Genomic DNA, 17776 nt, shown 5'->3' with positions numbered 1-17776 from the left:
CCCTGAACCGCGACTTTTAAAGGAAGCCTTCATGCCTATGCCAAAAACCGCACTGATCATCGGCGCCTCACGCGGGCTGGGCCTTGGCCTGGTCAAACAATTGCTCCAGGACGGCTGGGACGTGACCGCCACCGTGCGTGACCCGAACAAGGCCGATGCCCTGAAAGCCGTGGGCCCGGTGCAGATCGAGAAACTCGACATGGACGATCAGCAGGCCGTGATCGCCCTGAACCAACGCCTCAAGGACCGCACCTTCGACTTGTTGTTCGTCAACGCAGGCGTCAAGGGCCCCGCCAATCAAGAACCTGGCCATGCCACCCTGGCGGAAGTCGGCCAGCTGTTCTTCACCAACGCCGTGGCGCCGATCAACCTGGCCCAGCGCTTCGTCGGGCAGATCCGCAAGGACAGCGGCGTGCTGGCGTTCATGAGTTCGGTGCTGGGCAGCGTGACCATCCCCGACGGCTCGGACCTGGCGCTGTACAAGGCCAGCAAGGCCGCACTCAACTCCATGACCAACAGCTTCATTACCCAACTGGGCGATCACAAACTCACCGTGCTGTCGCTGCACCCTGGCTGGGTGAAGACCGACATGGGCGGCGAAAACGCGCACATTGATGTCGACACCAGCGTGCGCGGCCTGGTGGACCAAGTGAACGCCTACACCGGTAAGGGCGGCCATCACTTCGTGGACTACAAAGGCGACACCATCGCCTGGTAAGCCGCACAGGGTCGTTATCGAGCGATTGCCGTCGATAACGATCCACGCGTAGACTGCCCACCTCGCCCTCACCGGCGACCCTGGATCAGCAGACAGGGCATCACTGAGCTGGCAAACCTGAACCCATTATTCAGAGGAGCCGGCCAATGCCTGCGACCCGTATCTGGTTAAAAAACCCCCTCGCGATTTTCACCGCCAACGGCCTCGACGCCCGTGGCGGCCTGGTGCTGCAAGACGGTGTGATCACCGAAGTGCTGGCCCAAGGCCAAGAGCCCGCACAGCCCTGCGCCCAAGTGTTCGATGCGCGTGAGCATGTGGTACTGCCCGGGCTGATCAACACCCACCATCACTTCTATCAAACCCTGACCCGCGCCTGGGCGCCGGTAGTCAATCAGCCATTGTTTCCCTGGTTGAAAACCCTGTACCCGGTCTGGGCGCGACTGACTCCGGAAAAACTCGCCCTGGCGTCGAAGGTGGCACTCGCGGAGTTGCTGCTCTCGGGCTGCACCACGGCGGCAGACCACCACTATCTGTTCCCCGAAGGCCTGGAAAACGCCATCGATGTGCAAGTCGACAGCGTGCGCGAACTGGGCATGCGCGCCATGCTCACCCGTGGCTCCATGAGCCTGGGCGAAGCCGACGGCGGCCTGCCACCGCAACAGACGGTGCAACAGGGCCAGGTCATCCTCGACGACAGCCAGCGCCTGATCCGCGAATACCACCAGCGCGGCGACGGTGCGCAGATCCAGATTGCCCTGGCACCCTGCTCACCGTTTTCCGTCACCCCGCAAATCATGCAGGCCAGCGCCGAACTGGCCAACAGCCTGGATGTGCGCCTGCACACCCACCTGGCCGAAACCCTCGACGAAGAGGATTTCTGCCTGCAGCGCTTCGGCCTGCGCACGGTGGATTACCTGGACAGCGTCGGCTGGCTCGGCCCGCGCACCTGGCTGGCCCATGGCATTCACTTCAACCCGGATGAAATTGCGCGCCTTGGCGCCGCCGGTACGGGTATCTGCCATTGCCCAAGTTCCAACATGCGCCTGGCCTCCGGCATCTGCCCGACCCTGGACCTGATCTCTGCCGGCGCGCCCATCGGCCTGGGTGTGGACGGCTCTGCCTCCAACGATGCGTCGAACATGATCCTCGAAACCCGTCAGGCCCTGTACATCCAGCGCCTGCGTTACGGCGCCGAAAAGATCACCCCCGAAGGCGTGCTGGGTTGGGCGACCAAAGGATCGGCGCAACTACTGGGGCGTACGGATATCGGTGAACTGGCCGCAGGCAAACAGGCCGACCTGGCGCTGTTCAAACTGGATGACCTGCGTTTCTCCGGCAGCCATGACCCGATCTCCGCACTGCTGCTGTGCGGCGCGGATCGGGCGGACCGGGTGATGATCGGCGGCAAATGGCGGGTCATCGACGGGCAGGTGGAAGGCCTGGACCTGAAAGGCTTGATCGCCGATCACAGCCAGGCGGCGCGGCAGCTGATCGCCGGAACCTGAGTCAAACACCGGTCAAAATGTGGGAGAGGGCTTGCCTCCTCCCACATTGGAGTGCGCGGTGCTTACAAGCCCAACAGCGACAACATGATAAAGGTCGCAAACAACACAAAATGGGTCATCCCTTCGATGGCATTGGTTTCGCCATCGTTGAGGTTGATCGCGCTGACAATCAGCGTGATCAACACCATCACCGTTTGCACCGGCGTCATCGCCATCTGGAACGGCTGGCCGGTGTAGAGCGCCATGGCTTCCATCACCGGCACCGTCAGGATCACCGTCGACAACGACGCGCCCAGGGCAATGTTCACCACCGACTGCATGCGGTTGGCCAGCGCAGCACGCAAGGCCGTCAGAATCTCCGGTGCCGCCGAAATAGCCGCCACCACGATCGCCGTGATCACCGGCGGTGCGCCCGTGCCTTCCAGGCCTAGGTCGAGGGTCTTGGACATCACCTCGGCCAGCGCACCAATCACAATCACGCCGAACACCAGGGTACCGATGGAAAACGCCAGGTTCACCGGCGGCGAATGCTCTTCCTCCGGCAGTTTCTTGCGGCGCTTTTCCGGGTAGCTATAGCTGAAGAAATAACTGTGCGGCCCCACCTGCATGCGCAGGAACAAAGTGTAGAGCACCACCATCGCGCCGATGGTGAAGGCCGAGTAAATCCTCCAGTCGGCTTCGGGGATAAATTCCGGCACCACCATCGACACGCCCATGGCGGTCAGGATCATTACGCTGTAGGTACGTGCCGAATCATCATTGTAGGACTGTTCGCCATGCTTGATGCCGCCCATCAACGCTGCCAGACCGAGGATGCCGTTGATATCGAGCATCACCGCCGAATAAATGGTGTCGCGCACCAAGGTGGGTGACGGCTCGTTGCTCATCATGATCGCCAGGATCACCACCTCCACCAGCACGGCGGCGAGGGTCAGGATCATGGTGCCGTAGGGGTCGCCGACCTTTTCCGCGAGTTGCTCGGCGTGGTGGGCCACACGCATCGATGCCACCACGATAAAACCGATCAACACCACGCCGGCCAACAGCGCCACCATTTGCCCCCTGTGCAGCATCCAGTGCTCCAACGGGTAGGCGGCGATGGCGGCAATCAGCGCCAGCAACATGAATTTTTCTTGCTTGAGGGATGTGAGCATTCCGGGCCTTTTAGTACGGCAAATCAGTCATTGATGGGGTACAGACTGCGCCAAGCCGCTAACGTTTCGTTACACCTTAGTTCACACGGTCCTTGCGTGAACAAATCGAATACTCTCCTGCTGGTCAGGTTTTGCCGATTATTTCAGCCATGGCCTGTAGAATGCCGCCATTGCACCTGATGAGAATTTAGAAAATGTACGATTGGCTCAACGCCCTGCCCAAGGCTGAATTGCACCTGCACCTGGAGGGCTCGCTGGAGCCTGAGCTGCTGTTCGCCCTGGCTGAGCGCAACAAGATCGCGCTGCCGTGGAACGACGTCGAAACCCTGCGCAAGGCCTATGCCTTCAACAACCTGCAAGAGTTTCTCGACCTGTATTACAAGGGCGCCGATGTGCTGCGCACCTCCCAGGACTTCTACGACCTGACCTGGGCCTACCTGCTGCGCTGCAAAGCCCAGAACGTGATTCACACCGAACCCTTCTTCGACCCGCAAACCCACACCGACCGTGGCGTGCCGTTCGAAGTGGTGCTCAACGGCATCGCCGCCGCGCTCAAAGATGGCGAGCAGCAGCTGGGCATCACCAGCGGTTTGATCCTCAGCTTCCTGCGTCACCTGAGCGAAGCCGAAGCCGAGAAAACCCTCGACCAGGCACTGCCGTTCCGTGACGCGTTCGTGGCCGTGGGCCTGGACAGTTCGGAAATGGGTCATCCGCCGAGCAAGTTCCAGCGTGTGTTCGACCGTGCCCGACACGAAGGCTTCCTCACCGTCGCCCACGCCGGTGAAGAAGGTCCGCCCGAGTACATCTGGGAAGCCATCGACCTGCTGAAAATCCAGCGTATCGACCATGGCGTACGCGCCATCGAAGACGAGCGCCTGATGCAGCGCATCATCGACGAGCAGATCCCGTTGACCGTTTGCCCGCTGTCCAACACCAAGCTCTGCGTGTTCGACGACATGGCCCAGCACAACATCCTCGACATGCTCGAACGTGGCGTGAAGGTAACGGTGAACTCGGATGACCCGGCGTACTTCGGCGGCTATGTCACCGAAAACTTCCACGCGCTGTACACCTCGCTGGGCATGACCCAGGACCAGGCCAAACGCCTGGCGCAGAACAGCCTGGATGCGCGCCTGGTAAAACCCTGACTGCACGCAATGTCATCATCGCCAGTTCCATGGAATCGAAAAAATCCAGGGCGATGATGATAGGGAGTACGCGGCGGTAACCGTCGGCGCTAGGGTTGTTCGGACATGGCCAATCGGGCGATTTCTGCCAGCCCATTATCGTTGAGCTGCACCGCCCGGGACTCGTTGACCAGGCTGATCCAGTTCGATTGCAGGAACAACTGCAACAGCCCCGCGCCCAGCGCGCCGCCCAGGTGCGGTTGCCGCTGGCTCCAATCGAAGCAGTCGCACACCAGTGGCGACGCCAGCGCCTGGGTGTAAATACCCAGGCCCGCCAAGTGCCGTGCGCCCTTGACCGTGACTTCAATGCGTTGTTCATGACGCTCGATCCACCCCGCCGCCAACATCCGCTCATACAACTGCGCCGCCACTTCGCCGCCGAGGTGGCCCTGGCACAGCCGCGCATGTCGCAACAGTGGCGGCGCCACCAACACCGGCGGTGAAGCATGCGGTGCGCTACGTGCTGCGCTGGCCAGGGTCGTACTGGCCAAGGCATCGATGGCGACGCTGACATCGGCAGCCGCCACGCGGAACAGTCGCTTGCCACGCCCGCCCTCGGTACGCAGCAAGCCACTCCCCGTCAGTCGTGCCAGATGGGCATTGGCCGAGGCGGGTGACAGCCCGGCAAGCGTTGCCAATTCCTCCGAGGACTTGGCCGAGCCGTCCATCAGGGACCAGAGCATGGCGGTGCGTTTGGGCTCGGCGAGCAAGCTGGCGATCTGACTGATGCATGGTGCTTCTTCCATCGATTCACTCCCTATCGAATTATTTTTCTGATGCGGTGGGCGCCAAAGTATAGGTGCGTAAACCAGCGGTTCCGCGGTGTCTGACAGCGTGAGTAGGGACAGGAGCTGAGTGAAATTTCCTTGTGTGATGGAGGCTATTACGTCGTACACAATCGCTCCGGCAATTGAGCGGTCAATATCGCACAGCGCGACACGAGCATTTCCCGCAGCAGGTTGATAGGTTTGCTCAACTGGGCCCGGTGGGCGCACAGCAAATTGAGCGGTGTGCGCTCGCCACGCAACTCAGGCAAGACCAGGCGCAAGCGCCCGGCCAGTACATCGGTGCTCACATCCAGCCAGGATTTGTAGGCAATGCCCACGCCCGCCACCGCCCAGCGGCGCACCACATCGGCATCATCGCTGAAGCGGTCGCCACTGACTGTGAGGCTGATTTCACGTTTGCCATCGTGAAAGGTCCAGTGGTCATGGACTCGGCTGCCAAGCATGTAAAGCAAGCAATTGTGCTGAGCCAATTGCTCCAGGTGTCGCGGCTCGCCATAACGCGCGAGGTAGCTGGGGGCTGCGCATAACACACGAACGTTGTGCGGCGCGATGGGCAGGGCGATCAGACTCGAGTCTTCGGGTTCGCCATAGCGCAGGGCAATGTCCACCGGCTGGCGGAACAGGTCGGCAATCCGATCCCCCAACAGCAGGCGTACGGTGAGTTGCGGGTACTCGTGCTGAAATTCGTCCAGCCAGGGCAGTAATTGGTTGCGGCCGAAATCCGAAGGGGCCGAGAGTTGCAACACCCCGCTGACATGGTCCTGACCACTGGCCAATAAGCGCCGTCCTTCGTCCAGGGAACTCAGCGCAGCACGGGCATATTGCAGGAAGCCTTCACCTTCGGCGGTCAGGCGCAGGCTGCGGGTGGAGCGCGCCAGCAGACGCGCGCCCAATTGCTGTTCGATGCGCTTGAGCGCCGCGCTGGCCACGGCGGGCGACAGGTCCATCACCCGCGCCGCCGCCGACAAACTGCCCAGGTCCGCCGCGCGTACAAACAACTGCAAATCGTCAAAACGCAGCATTCACCCACCCATTATCAAAATATTATTGAAACAGAGTGCTGTTTTAGCCGCTTTTATCTTGCAGGGAAATGGCCAATCATCTACCCATCCCGTTATCACGTGTCTGGAGTTGAACATGTCCACAGCCTTTAACGTCATCGCCACGCTGATCGCCAAACCTGGCCAACAGGCCCTCTTGGAGCCGCTGCTGCGCGACTTGCTGGAACCCACGCGTCTTGAAGCCGGCTGCGAGCAATACGACCTGCACCAGGACCTGCAGCACCCTGAGACCTTCTACATGCTCGAACGCTGGAGCGATGACGCAGCACTGGCCGACCACGACCAGAGCGCGCATATCCAAAGTTTTCGCGCTAAAGCCGCTGATGTCATCGAACACTTCGAACTCAAGCGCCTGAAGTTTCTCGCCTGATCACCGCCCATTCCTGTAGGAGCGAGCTTGCTCGCGAAAAACTCAAAGACGCCGCGTCAAACCAGAATGACTGCGTCATTGATGACGATCTTCGCGAGCAAGCTCGCTCCTACAGTTAATACGCCTTTACCGGAGCCCCCATGAAAGCCATTGCCTACTACGCGTCACTGCCGATCAACGATGAAAAATCCCTGCAAGACATCCAGCTGCCGGAGCCCGTTGCCGGTCCCCGCGACTTGCTGGTGGAAGTCAAAGCCATCTCGGTCAACCCGGTGGACACCAAGGTGCGCCAGAACGTCGCCCCCGAAAACGGCGCGGCCAAAGTGCTGGGCTGGGACGTGGCCGGTGTGGTCAAGGCCGTCGGCAGCGAAGTGAGCCTGTTCAAAGTCGGCGACAAGGTGTTCTACGCGGGTTCCCTGATACGCCCAGGCGCTAACAGCGAACTGCACACCGTCGATGAGCGCATTGTCGGCCACATGCCCAAGAGCCTGGGCTATGCCGAAGCCGCCGCGCTGCCGCTGACCGCCATCACCGCCTGGGAGCTGCTATTCGAACGCCTGCAAGTGCGTGAAGGTAAAGAGGCTGAAGGCCAGAGCCTGCTCATTGTCGGCGCCGCCGGTGGTGTGGGTTCGATCCTGACCCAACTGGCCAGCCAGCTCACCGCACTGACGGTGATCGGCACCGCCTCGCGCCCGGAAACCCAGGAATGGACCAAGGCACTCGGCGCCGACCTGGTGATCGACCACAGCCAACCGCTGAGCGAAGCGTTGAAACAAGCCGGCCACCCGCAGGTAACCCACGTCGCCAGCCTGACCCAAACCGAGCATCACCTGGACCAACTGGTCGAAGCGCTGCAACCCCAAGGCAAGCTGGCGCTGATCGACGACCCCAAGGCGCTGGACGTGAGCAAACTCAAGCGCAAGAGCCTGTCACTGCATTGGGAGTTCATGTACACGCGCTCGATGTTCGAGACGCCGGACATGATCGAACAGCACAACCTGCTCAATCGCGTGGCCGAACTGATCGACGCCGGCACCTTGAAAACCACGCTGGGCGAGCACTTCGGTGTGATCAATGCGGCGAACCTGCGCCGTGCCCATGCGCTGCTGGAAAGCGGCAAGGCCAAGGGCAAGATCGTGCTGGAAGGGTTCTGAAGATAACGTCTGTCAGTGTCGTCCGTTATTCGTGTGAGTGATGGACGACACCACTAGTCAGAGAGTTGATCTTTGTCATATTTGTGAGCGTATTCGGGTTTATATTGGCCGCCTTTGCCACGATTCTTTTACGTGAGGAAGTCAGCAATGAAAATCCTGATAAAAGCGTTAGCAAAATCCCCAGGAAACAAATGGCAGGTTCGTCTCGACGGCGATGCGTTCACCTTCCGCAGCGAGGCCGAGGCCCGCGCCTTTGCCGATACCCTGCAAGCCCGTATCCGGGCCCCCCACCGTTTCCCACTCAGCCAGCAACGCTCCGCCGCTGGCTGACCTGCATTTCAGCCCTGCGCCTGCGTGGCCCTTGCCCGTTGCAGGCGCTGGGTCAACATCGCAATCGTCACCGCCAACACCCCGCACAAGCTGATGACCATCGCCATCGGCATCGCCGTGCCGTCGTGCAGCACGCCCACCAACGAAGCCGCCCCTGCCGCCACACCAAACTGAATGCAACCGAGCAAGGCCGACGCACTGCCGGCCCGGGCGCCCTGCCCGCTCATGGCGCAGGCCGAGGTGTTGGGCAGAATGCAGCCCAGGCTGGCGATACAGATGAACAGCGGTACCAGCAACGGCCATAGCGCATCGGTGCGCAAGGCCGCGATACCCAGCAGTGACAGCGCTGCCAGCAGATAAACCCACACCGTACGCGACAGCAGAAACGCCGGGCCACGTTTGGCCAGCAGCCGCGCGTTAACCTGTGCAACCAGGATGAAGCCGGCGGCGTTGGAGCCGAACAGCCAGCCGTAATGCTCAGCGGGCACGCCATAGAGTTTGATAAATACGAACGGGGAGCCGGCGATGTAGGCAAACATCCCGGCAATCGAAATGCCCCCGGTCAGGGCGTAACCGAGGTAGACCCGGTCTGACAACAGCGCACCATAGCGACGCAGCGAGCCGGACAAGGGTTGACGCGGCTGATGGGCCGGAAAGGTCTCCGGCAAACCGACCGCCACGGCGATCGCCGCCATCACGCTGAAGATCGACAGCGCGAGGAAAATCGACTGCCAGCCCCACAACCCGACCATCACACCACCCGCCAATGGCGCCAGGATCGGCGCCAGGCCGGTCACCAGCATCAGTTGCGAGTACACCTTGGCCGAGCCCACCGCATCACATTTGTCACTGACCACTGCACGGGAAATCACCATGCCCGCGCAACCGCCCAGGGCCTGCACGAAGCGTGCGCCAATCAGCCACTCCAGGGACGGCGCATACGCGCAGGCAAAGGACGCCAGGGTAAACAGAGTCACGCCGCTGAGCAGCGGGCCGCGCCGACCAAAGCGGTCCGCCAGCGGGCCGTAGATCAACTGGCCGATGGCCAAGCCAGCGAAATACACCGCCAGGGTCAACTGGATATGTTTTTCGTCGGTCCCGAAGGCCGTCGCCATGGCAGGAAAGCCCGGCAGATAGAAGTCGATCGCCAACGGCGCGAAGGCGCTCAAGGCACCCAGAATCAGGATTATGCGAAGGTTCATCAGGCACCCAAGTGTGTCGGCAGCCCGACAGTTTAGCCGCGCTTGGGTGCATTGAATACGATAGCTCGCTAACTATTTGAATGGGTCAGGCCAGCTTGGCGGTGTAGCCCTCTTCGGTGATCAGGCTAATCACTTCATCGGCAGACAGACGGCTTTCGACGCCCACCTCTTTCGCCGCCAGGTCGACCTTCACGCTGGCCGCGGGGTCCTGGCTCTGCACCGCCTGGGTGACCGCCCGAACGCAATGGCCGCAGGTCATTCCTTCAACGCTGAATATTTGCATGACATGACTCCTTTGATGAGGTTGAACCCAGTCTCGACCTTGCCACGATGGCAAGGTCAAGTTCTGAAACTTTCGGCCGGGCTGGTATTACACCGCGCCGTCGGCCAAGCTTCACCCATCTTTGATTCAAACCACGGAGCATTCGCCATGCGCTGGTCGTTTTTTGGCCTTGTCGGCCTGATGAGCTTATCTGCCGCTGCGCCCCAGGCCCTCGCCGCAGAAGACTATGCGGTGCTGATCATTTCCCGCGAACGCCTGGAAGTACCGACCAATTGCGAGATCGGCCTGTACCTCAATGACCAGCTCGCGGGCCGGCTGTTCCAGGAACAGTCCACCTCATTCAACTTGGCGCCCGGCAATGTTTCGCTGCGCCTCAAGCTGCTGCCAGGCCAGGCCGCGGGCTGCCTGCCGGGCCTGCTCGCACCACCGGCACAGAACATCACGCTCAAGGCCGGTGACGTACGCAAATTACGCATTGCCCAAGGCCAGGACGGCATGTACCTCAAACCCGCCGCACTGGAATACTGAAGACGCTTGACCTTCCCCACAGGTCAAGGTTGATCCTAGGGGCAACTTCTCTGGAGGACTGCCCCATGAATGGACCCATCACCTTTGACCTGCCCATCGGCGGCATGACCTGCGCCAGCTGTGCCGGGCGTGTCGAGCGCGCGCTGGGCAAAGTGCCGGGGGTGCAAAGCGTCAGCGTCAACCTGGCCAACGAGCGCGCCCACGTCGAAGTGCTGGGCCAGATCGATCCGGCCGTGCTGATCGCCGCCGTCGACAAAGCCGGCTACACCGCCAGCCTGCCGCAAAGCGAAACCAAGACCGAAGCCGATCAGGCCCAACGCCTGCACCGCGAGCGCTGGTCGCTGCTGCTGGCGATTGTGCTGGCATTGCCCCTGGTGCTGCCGATGCTGGTGCAACCCTTCGGCCTGCACTGGATGCTGCCGGCCTGGGTGCAATTCGCCCTGGCGACCCCTGTGCAATTCATCTTCGGCGCGCGTTTCTATATCGCGGCGTGGAAAGCCGTGCGTGCCGGCGCCGGCAATATGGACCTGCTGGTGGCCATCGGTACCAGCGCCGGTTACGGCTTGAGTCTCTATGAATGGCTGACCGCGCCCGTGGGCACCATGCCCCATCTGTACTTCGAAGCGTCGGCCGTGGTGATCGCCCTGGTGTTGCTCGGTAAATACCTGGAGAGCCGCGCCAAACGCCAGACCGCCAGCGCTATCCGCGCCCTGGAAGCCCTGCGCCCTGAACGCGCCATTCGTGTACAGGATGGCCGCGAGGACGATGTGGCCATCAGCGCGCTCAAGCTCGATGACCGGGTGCTGGTCAAACCCGGCGAGCGGTTCCCGGTGGACGGCGAAGTGGTAGAAGGCCAAAGCCATGCCGATGAAGCGCTGATCAGCGGCGAAAGCCTGCCGGTGCCGAAACAACCTGGCGACGCCGTGACCGGCGGCGCCATCAATGGCGAAGGCCGCCTGCTGGTGCGCACCACCGCACTCGGTGCCGAAAGCGTACTGGCACGCATCATCCGCCTGGTGGAAGACGCCCAGGCCGCCAAGGCACCGATCCAGAAGCTGGTGGATAAAGTCAGCCAGGTATTCGTGCCAACCGTGCTGGTGCTGGCGTTAATTACGCTGGTGGGGTGGTGGTTATACGGTGCGCCGCTGGAGACCGCGATCATCAACGCCGTGGCGGTGCTGGTGATCGCCTGCCCTTGCGCCCTCGGGCTGGCCACACCGACCGCCATCATGGCCGGCACCGGCGTCGCCGCACGCTACGGCATCCTGATCAAGGACGCCGAAGCGCTGGAGCGCGCCCATGAAGTGAGCACCGTGGTGTTCGACAAGACCGGCACCCTCACCTCCGGCACGCCAAAAATCGCCCACTTGGTCGCGGTGGATGGCAATGAAGCCTTGCTGCTGCAACAGGCCGGCGCGCTGCAACGCGGCAGCGAACACCCGCTGGCCAAGGCCGTGCTGGATGCTTGCAGCGAGCAAGGGCTGACGGTGGCGGATGTAAGTGCCAGCCAATCCCTGACCGGGCGCGGCATTGCCGGTACCCTCGACGGGCGCCAACTGGCGTTGGGAAATCGGCGCCTGCTGGAAGAAAGCGGCCTGGACGCGGGTGGGCTGGCCGACTCCGCCACGGCCTGGGAAGCCGAGGGCCGCACCTTGTCCTGGCTGATCGAGCAAGGCGCGCAACCGCGTGTGCTCGGGCTGTTTGCCTTTGGTGACACGCTCAAGCCTGGCGCGCTGGAAGCGGTGGCACAACTCAAGGCCCGACACATCAGCAGTCACTTGCTCACCGGCGACAATCGCGGCAGCGCCCGCGTCGTCGCCGAAGCGTTGGGCATCGACGACGTACACGCCGAAGTCCTGCCAGCCGATAAAGCCGCCACCGTCGCCGAACTGAAAAAAACCGGCGTGGTAGCCATGGTGGGCGACGGCATCAACGACGCGCCGGCCCTGGCCGCCGCCGATATCGGTATCGCCATGGGCGGCGGCACCGACGTGGCCATGCATGCCGCCGGTATCACCCTGATGCGCGGCGACCCACGCCTGGTCCCGGCCGCCCTGGAGATAAGCCGCAAGACCTACGCCAAAATCCGCCAGAACCTGTTCTGGGCCTTTGTGTATAACTTGATCGGCATTCCCCTGGCCGCGTTCGGCCTGCTCAACCCGGTGCTCGCGGGCGCGGCCATGGCCTTGTCCAGCGTCAGCGTCGTGAGCAATGCCTTGCTGTTGAAAACCTGGAAACCAAGCACTTGGAAACCGTCAGATTTGGAGGATCAACGCCCATGAACATCGGCCAAGCCGCCCGGCAAAGCGGGCTGAGCGCGAAAATGATTCGCTACTACGAATCCATCGGCCTGCTCAAAGCGGCCCATCGCACCGACAGCGGCTACCGCATCTACGGCGCCGATGACCTGCACACCCTGGCGTTTATCAAACGCTCGCGGGACCTGGGGTTTTCATTGGAAGAGGTCGGCAAACTGCTGACCCTGTGGCAGGACCGGCAGCGAGCCAGCGCCGATGTGAAAGCCTTGGCGCGCCAACATATCGATGAGCTGAACCAGAAGATTCTGGAGTTGGGGCAACTGCGCGATACGTTGCAGGACCTGGTCGAACACTGCCAGGGTGATCACCGGCCGGATTGTCCGATTCTCAAGGAGTTGGCGTCGGGAAGCTGCTGCGCGTGACGGAATCTATCTGAATGCATGCAAAACCAAATGTGGGAGGGGCGGTGCGACGATTCGACTTGCTCCCGATAGCGGTGTGTCAGTTACAGATATAGAGACTGACACACTGCCATCGGGAGCAAGTCGAATCGTCGCACCGCCCCTCCCACATTTTGATCTTCATGTACCCGAAGATCACTGCATCCAGGGCGGCGGCGGTGGTTCTTCCGACGCTTTGCTCGGTGGCGCATCATCTGCCGCCCGAACAGCCTGGCGCCGTTCTTCATCCAGCCGCGCCGCTTCGATCTCGCGGATCACACCGCCCACGTCCGCCAGCTCTTCCGGCTCGTCGAACTCGCCGGTCAATACACTGGCCGGGTGCAAGGTGCCGGCTTCGTAGAGCGCCCACATTTCCTTGGCGTACTTGGTCTTCTTCAACTCCGGGGCAAAACGCCCGAAGTAGGAAGCCATGTTGCCCACATCCCGCTCCAGCATGTTGAACGCGTGGTTGTTGCCCGCCGCATCCACCGCCTGGGGCAGGTCGATAATGACCGGACCGGTCGGCGTGAGCAGTACGTTGAACTCGGACAAGTCACCGTGCACCAGGCCGGTACACAGCATCAGCACGATCTGGGAAATCAGGAAGGCGTGGTATTCACGCGCCTGGTCCGGCTCCAAGGTCACGTCATTCAGGCGTGGCGCCGCATCGCCGTACTCGTCGGCCACCAGTTCCATCAACAACACGCCTTCGAGGAAGTCGTACGGCTTGGGCACGCGAACGCCCGCACCGGCCAGACGGAACAACGCCGCTACTTCGGCGTTCTGCCAGGCATCTTCGGTTTCTTTCTTGCCGAATTTTGAGCCCTTGGCCATGGCCCGGGCCTGCCGGCTGTTACGGACCTTACGGCCTTCCTGGTATTCGGACGCTTGACGAAAACTTCGTTTGTTCGCCTCCTTGTAAACCTTGGCGCAACGCAATTCATTGCCGCAGCGCACCACATAAACAGCTGCTTCTTTACCACTCATGAGTGGGCGCAGCACTTCGTCGACCAGACCGTCTTCGATCAGGGGTTCAATGCGTTTAGGAGTCTTCATCAGCTTTTATTGTGGGTCCTTTATTACCAAATACGCGTATGGCACTCGTTATACGGCAATCAGCTCGCCGGTGGGAGGGGCTACCGACCTCTGACCACTCAAGAATGCATCCAATATGCCAATTTCGGCGAATTCAACGTTCGATGATCGCCGTCACGCCCTGCCCGCCGGCGGCGCAGATCGAAATCAGCCCGCGCCCCTTGCCCGCCGCGTCGAGCAGCTTGGCCAGGTTGGCGACAATGCGCCCACCGGTGGCGGCAAACGGGTGACCGGCCGCCAGCGAACTGCCTTTGACGTTCAGGCGGCTGCGATCGATGGCCCCTAACGGTGCGTCCAGCCCGAGGCGCGTCTTGCAGTAATCCGCATCCTCCCACGCCTTGAGTGTGCACAACACCTGGGCAGCGAAGGCTTCATGAATCTCGTAGTAATCAAAGTCCTGCAGCGTCAGGCCATTCCTCGCCAGCAAACGTGGCACCGCATACACCGGCGCCATCAGCAGGCCTTCGGCGCCGTTGACGAAATCCACCGCCGCCGCCTCGCCATCGCGCAGGTAGGCCAGGATCGGCAGACCACGCTCTTGGGCCCAGGCTTCACTGCCGAGCAACACCAGAGAGGCGCCATCGGTGAGCGGCGTGGAATTGCCGGCCGTGAGCGTGCCCTTTTCGCTGCGTTCGAACGCGGGCTTGAGTGCGGCGAGTTTCTCCAGGCTCAGGTCGGGGCGCAGGTTGTTGTCGCGGGTCAGGCCCAGAAACGGCGTGAGCAGATCGTTATGCCAGCCTTCGGCATAGGCAGCGGCCATTTTCTGGTGGCTCTCGAGGGCGAGTTGATCCTGCTCGACACGGGGAATCTGCCAGTTCTGCGCCATCAATTCGCAATGCTGGCCCATGGACAAACCGGTGCGCGGCTCGCCGTTACGCGGCAGCTCGGGCTTGAGGTGATGGGGGCGAAGTTGTAACAAGACTTTTAACTTATCCGCCATGGATTTGCTGCGATTGGCTTGCAGCAGGATCTTGCGCAGCCCTTCATTCACGCCGATAGGGGCGTCGGAGGTGGTATCCACCCCACCGGCAATCCCGCATTCAATCTGGCCCAGGGCGATCTTGTTGGCCACCAGCAACGCCGCCTCGAGTCCCGTGCCGCATGCCTGCTGAATGTCATAGGCGGGGGTTTGCGGCGACAGGCGTGAACCCAGCACGCATTCACGGGTGAGGTTGAAGTCACGGGAATGCTTGAGCACCGCGCCGGCGGCCACCTCGCCCATGCGCAGGCCGTGCAGGTTGTAGCGTTCGATCAGGCCCTCCAAGGCCGCGGTCAGCATCGCCTGATTGCTTGCCGTGGCGTAAGGGCCATTGGAGCGGGCGAAGGGAATGCGGTTACCGCCAATGATCGCTACACGGCGCAATTGAGTCATGGAAAGCTCCCTGTCGGTTGTGGTCTGGATAACTGAGCCTAGTCGAACGACTGCTACCCTGGGATGGTCAACCCTTTGAACCCCAGCCTTCGGAGAGCGTTCCATGTCTGACCGTTATATCGACTTCGCCAACTCAAGCCTCGGCCATCGCCTGGTCGCCGCCCTTGGCCTGCCGTCACCGGTACGCCTGGAACGCTGGCAAGCCGGGCGCCTGCGTCCGGTGGAAGGTGCATTGCTGCTGGGAGGTGGCGCGCTGGCAAGCAACGTACAGGCGTTTGCCAACAAGCTCACCGACGCCATTTACACCTACGGCGCCGAGGCGTCGACGTGGATTCCCGGCCACGGCCCCAAGCTCAAGGCCGTGGTGTTCGATGCCAGCGACCTCCACCACACCGACCAGCTCAAGCAACTGCGTGAGTTTTTCCAACCGTTGCTGAAAAACCTGGATAACAGTGCCCACCTGGTGATTCTTGGCCGTGCACCGGAGAGCCTCAGCGACCCGTTCGCCGCCAGCGCCCAGCGCGCCCTTGAAGGTTTCAGCCGGTCCCTGGCCAAGGAGCTGCGCAACGGCGGCGTGTTGCAATTGCTCTACGTCGGCGACGGTGCCGAAGACCAACTGGAAGGCGCACTGCGCTTTTTCCTGTCACCGAAAAGCGCCTATATCTCCGGCCAGGTGATTCGCCTGAAGGCCTGTGCCACGCCCGTCGAAGACTGGACCCGCCCCCTCGCCGGGCGCAAGGCATTGGTCACCGGCGCAGCCCGTGGCATTGGCGCGTCCATCGCCGAAACCCTGGCCCGCGACGGCGCCGAAGTGATCCTGCTCGACGTGCCCCAGGCCAAGTCCGACCTCGAAGCCCTGGCCGCACGCCTGGGTGCGCGCACAATCGTGCTGGACATCTGCGCCGCAGACGCCGCCGGCCAGTTGATCGAACACCTGCCCGACGGCCTCGACATCCTGGTGCACAACGCCGGGATCACCCGTGACAAAACCCTGGCCAACATGACCCCGGAATACTGGGACGCGGTGCTGGCGGTCAATCTCAATGCCCCGCAAGTGCTGACCAAGGCACTCCTCGACAGCGGCACCCTGCACGACAACGCCCGCGTGGTGGTGCTGGCCTCCATCAGCGGCATCGCCGGCAACCGTGGGCAAACCAACTATGCCGCGAGCAAGGCCGGTTTGATCGGCCTGGTGCAGGCATGGGCGCCGTTATTGGAAGAACGCGGGATCAGTATCAACGCCGTAGCCCCAGGCTTTATCGAAACCCAGATGACCGCGCATATTCCATTTGCACTGCGTGAAGCCGGACGCCGCATGAGCTCGCTGGGCCAGGGCGGTTTGCCGCAGGACGTCGCCGAAGCCGTGGCCTGGCTGGGCCAGCCGGGGTCCGGTGCGGTCAGCGGCCAAGCGCTGCGGGTGTGTGGCCAAAGTCTGTTGGGAGCATGAGCATGGATTGGCAAACCTTAGGCAGTACGCCGTTTCTGCCGCCGTTGTATTGGCGAGCGGCGCTCAAGCGCAAGATCACCGGCAACACGCTGCCCGAGCAAGGGTTGCGCTGCCGGGTGAGCGTCGACCCCAAGCAGGTGGCGGCGTACCGCAAAGTCTGCGGGTTTACCGAGAGCCCCCTGCTGCCGGCAACTTATCCGCACATCCTCGCGTTCGGTCTGCAAATGCAGTTGCTCACCGACAAAAAGTTTCCCTTCCCGCTGCTGGGGTTGATTCACCTGAGCAACCGCATCCGCATCCATCGCCCGCTGGGCGGTGTCAGCGAATTGTCCATCGGCGTGCACACGCAGAACCTCAAGCCCCACCCAAAGGGCGCGACCTTTGAAGTGGTCACCACGGTTGAAGACTCTCTCGGCCTGCTGTGGGAAGCCGAGAGCCGTATGCTGTGCCGGGGTGTAAAGCTCGAAGGCGAAGCGACCGATGATGCCCGTCCCAGCCCCGCCGAGATCAGCGAATTGACTCGCTGGAAGGCCCCAGCCGATATCGGCCGCCGCTACGCGAGAGTATCCGGCGACTACAACCCGATCCACCTCAGCGCCCTGACCGCCAGACTGTTCGGCTTCCCCCAGGCCATCGCCCACGGACTGTGGAACAAGGCGCACACCCTCGCCGCCTTGGGCGAACACTTGCCGGCCGCCAATATCGAAATAGACGTCGAATTCAGGAAACCGGTGCGCCTGCCCAGTGAGGTGACATTGCTGGCCAGCGCCGCCGGCTCCAGCGGAGAGCTGTTATTGAAAGGGGCCGGCGATATTGAGCACATGGTAGGCACATGGCAACCGATAGCAGCGCTTGCCGCCCCTGAAGCGGGCGCGGACTGATTG

18 protein-coding genes are annotated in these 17776 nt (G+C 62.0%); 11 read left to right on the top strand and 7 right to left on the bottom strand.

Translation table 11 applies throughout. The features are described from left to right. The first annotated feature begins 31 nt into the window (after nt 1-31). Together ACHPFG_RS04155 and ACHPFG_RS04150 are read left to right on the top strand one after the other, a co-directional pair. Complete coding sequence (locus ACHPFG_RS04155) at nt 32-718, top strand: SDR family oxidoreductase (RefSeq protein WP_431701668.1); 687 nt, start codon at nt 32-34, stop codon at nt 716-718. A gap of 146 nt (nt 719-864) precedes the next feature. Beyond that, nucleotides 865-2223: an 8-oxoguanine deaminase gene (locus tag ACHPFG_RS04150; RefSeq protein WP_431701667.1), complete on the top strand. Its 1359-nt coding sequence runs from the start codon at nt 865-867 to the stop codon at nt 2221-2223. 62 nt (nt 2224-2285) lie between these two features. Here ACHPFG_RS04150 and ACHPFG_RS04145 read toward each other — a convergent pair whose 3' ends face one another. Further along, a complete protein-coding gene (locus tag ACHPFG_RS04145) occupies nt 2286-3377 on the bottom strand; it encodes a calcium:proton antiporter (protein ID WP_431701666.1) in 1092 nt (363 codons plus the stop codon). 194 nt (nt 3378-3571) lie between these two features. Here ACHPFG_RS04145 and ACHPFG_RS04140 point away from each other — a divergent pair, with 194 nt between their 5' ends. Continuing rightward, nucleotides 3572-4525: an adenosine deaminase gene (locus ACHPFG_RS04140; RefSeq protein WP_043051475.1), complete on the top strand. Its 954-nt coding sequence runs from the start codon at nt 3572-3574 to the stop codon at nt 4523-4525. 89 nt (nt 4526-4614) lie between these two features. On the opposite strand, the gene ACHPFG_RS04135 is transcribed toward ACHPFG_RS04140, so the two are convergent. Beyond that, nucleotides 4615-5310 carry an ArsR/SmtB family transcription factor gene (locus ACHPFG_RS04135; RefSeq protein ID WP_167656889.1) on the bottom strand — a complete coding sequence of 232 codons (696 nt, stop codon included), beginning with the start codon at nt 5308-5310 and terminating at the stop codon, nt 4615-4617. Nucleotides 5311-5447: 137 nt separating this feature from the next. Continuing rightward, nucleotides 5448-6374 carry a LysR family transcriptional regulator gene (locus ACHPFG_RS04130; RefSeq protein ID WP_431701665.1) on the bottom strand — a complete coding sequence of 309 codons (927 nt, stop codon included), beginning with the start codon at nt 6372-6374 and terminating at the stop codon, nt 5448-5450. Between the two features lie 115 nt (nt 6375-6489). Between ACHPFG_RS04130 and ACHPFG_RS04125 the strand changes: the two genes are divergently transcribed. The 3 genes from ACHPFG_RS04125 to ACHPFG_RS04115 all read left to right on the top strand — a co-directional run bounded on the left by ACHPFG_RS04125 (nt 6490) and on the right by ACHPFG_RS04115 (nt 8267). Then, nucleotides 6490-6783 carry a putative quinol monooxygenase gene (locus ACHPFG_RS04125; RefSeq protein WP_431701664.1) on the top strand — a complete coding sequence of 98 codons (294 nt, stop codon included), beginning with the start codon at nt 6490-6492 and terminating at the stop codon, nt 6781-6783. Nucleotides 6784-6923: 140 nt separating this feature from the next. Then, nucleotides 6924-7937: a zinc-binding alcohol dehydrogenase family protein gene (locus ACHPFG_RS04120; RefSeq protein WP_131696672.1), complete on the top strand. Its 1014-nt coding sequence runs from the start codon at nt 6924-6926 to the stop codon at nt 7935-7937. A gap of 147 nt (nt 7938-8084) precedes the next feature. Then, on the top strand, nt 8085-8267 hold the full coding sequence (locus ACHPFG_RS04115; protein WP_131696673.1) for a hypothetical protein: 183 nt from the start codon (nt 8085-8087) through the stop codon (nt 8265-8267). A gap of 8 nt (nt 8268-8275) precedes the next feature. On the opposite strand, the gene ACHPFG_RS04110 is transcribed toward ACHPFG_RS04115, so the two are convergent. Together ACHPFG_RS04110 and ACHPFG_RS04105 are read right to left on the bottom strand one after the other, a co-directional pair. Then, a complete protein-coding gene (locus ACHPFG_RS04110; protein ID WP_131696674.1) occupies nt 8276-9469 on the bottom strand; it encodes a multidrug effflux MFS transporter in 1194 nt (397 codons plus the stop codon). A gap of 85 nt (nt 9470-9554) precedes the next feature. After that, complete coding sequence (locus ACHPFG_RS04105) at nt 9555-9752, bottom strand: heavy-metal-associated domain-containing protein (protein ID WP_053134724.1); 198 nt, start codon at nt 9750-9752, stop codon at nt 9555-9557. Between the two features lie 147 nt (nt 9753-9899). On the opposite strand from ACHPFG_RS04105, the gene ACHPFG_RS04100 reads away from it, so the two are divergent. The 3 genes from ACHPFG_RS04100 to cueR all read left to right on the top strand — a co-directional run bounded on the left by ACHPFG_RS04100 (nt 9900) and on the right by cueR (nt 12960). Further along, nucleotides 9900-10280, top strand: a complete 381-nt coding sequence (locus ACHPFG_RS04100; protein ID WP_145336101.1) for a hypothetical protein — start codon at nt 9900-9902, stop codon at nt 10278-10280. Between the two features lie 65 nt (nt 10281-10345). After that, on the top strand, nt 10346-12562 hold the full coding sequence (locus ACHPFG_RS04095; RefSeq protein WP_431701663.1) for a heavy metal translocating P-type ATPase: 2217 nt from the start codon (nt 10346-10348) through the stop codon (nt 12560-12562). After that, on the top strand, nt 12559-12960 hold the full coding sequence (gene cueR / locus ACHPFG_RS04090) for a Cu(I)-responsive transcriptional regulator (RefSeq protein ID WP_131696676.1): 402 nt from the start codon (nt 12559-12561) through the stop codon (nt 12958-12960). The genes ACHPFG_RS04095 and cueR overlap by 4 nt, the downstream gene beginning before the upstream one ends. Before the next feature lie 174 nt (nt 12961-13134). Here cueR and ACHPFG_RS04085 read toward each other — a convergent pair whose 3' ends face one another. Continuing rightward, nucleotides 13135-14034: a PA4780 family RIO1-like protein kinase gene (locus ACHPFG_RS04085; RefSeq protein WP_131696677.1), complete on the bottom strand. Its 900-nt coding sequence runs from the start codon at nt 14032-14034 to the stop codon at nt 13135-13137. Between the two features lie 133 nt (nt 14035-14167). Continuing rightward, nucleotides 14168-15445, bottom strand: coding sequence for an acetyl-CoA C-acetyltransferase (locus ACHPFG_RS04080; RefSeq protein ID WP_145336097.1), 1278 nt, complete (start codon nt 15443-15445; stop codon nt 14168-14170). 103 nt (nt 15446-15548) lie between these two features. Between ACHPFG_RS04080 and ACHPFG_RS04075 the strand changes: the two genes are divergently transcribed. Both ACHPFG_RS04075 and ACHPFG_RS04070 read left to right on the top strand, forming a co-directional pair. Next, on the top strand, nt 15549-16892 hold the full coding sequence (locus ACHPFG_RS04075) for a 3-oxoacyl-ACP reductase (protein ID WP_145336095.1): 1344 nt from the start codon (nt 15549-15551) through the stop codon (nt 16890-16892). A 2-nt stretch (nt 16893-16894) separates the two neighbouring features. Next, nucleotides 16895-17773, top strand: a complete 879-nt coding sequence (locus ACHPFG_RS04070; RefSeq protein WP_145336093.1) for a MaoC family dehydratase — start codon at nt 16895-16897, stop codon at nt 17771-17773. Nucleotides 17774-17776 lie beyond the last annotated feature (3 nt).

Origin of the sequence: Pseudomonas sp. BR20, from assembly GCF_050780135.1 — a bacterium.
Taxonomy (GTDB): Bacteria; Pseudomonadota; Gammaproteobacteria; order Pseudomonadales; family Pseudomonadaceae; genus Aquipseudomonas.
Note: the sequence above shows the minus strand (reverse complement) of the source record. Positions and strands in the feature narration are given on the sequence as shown.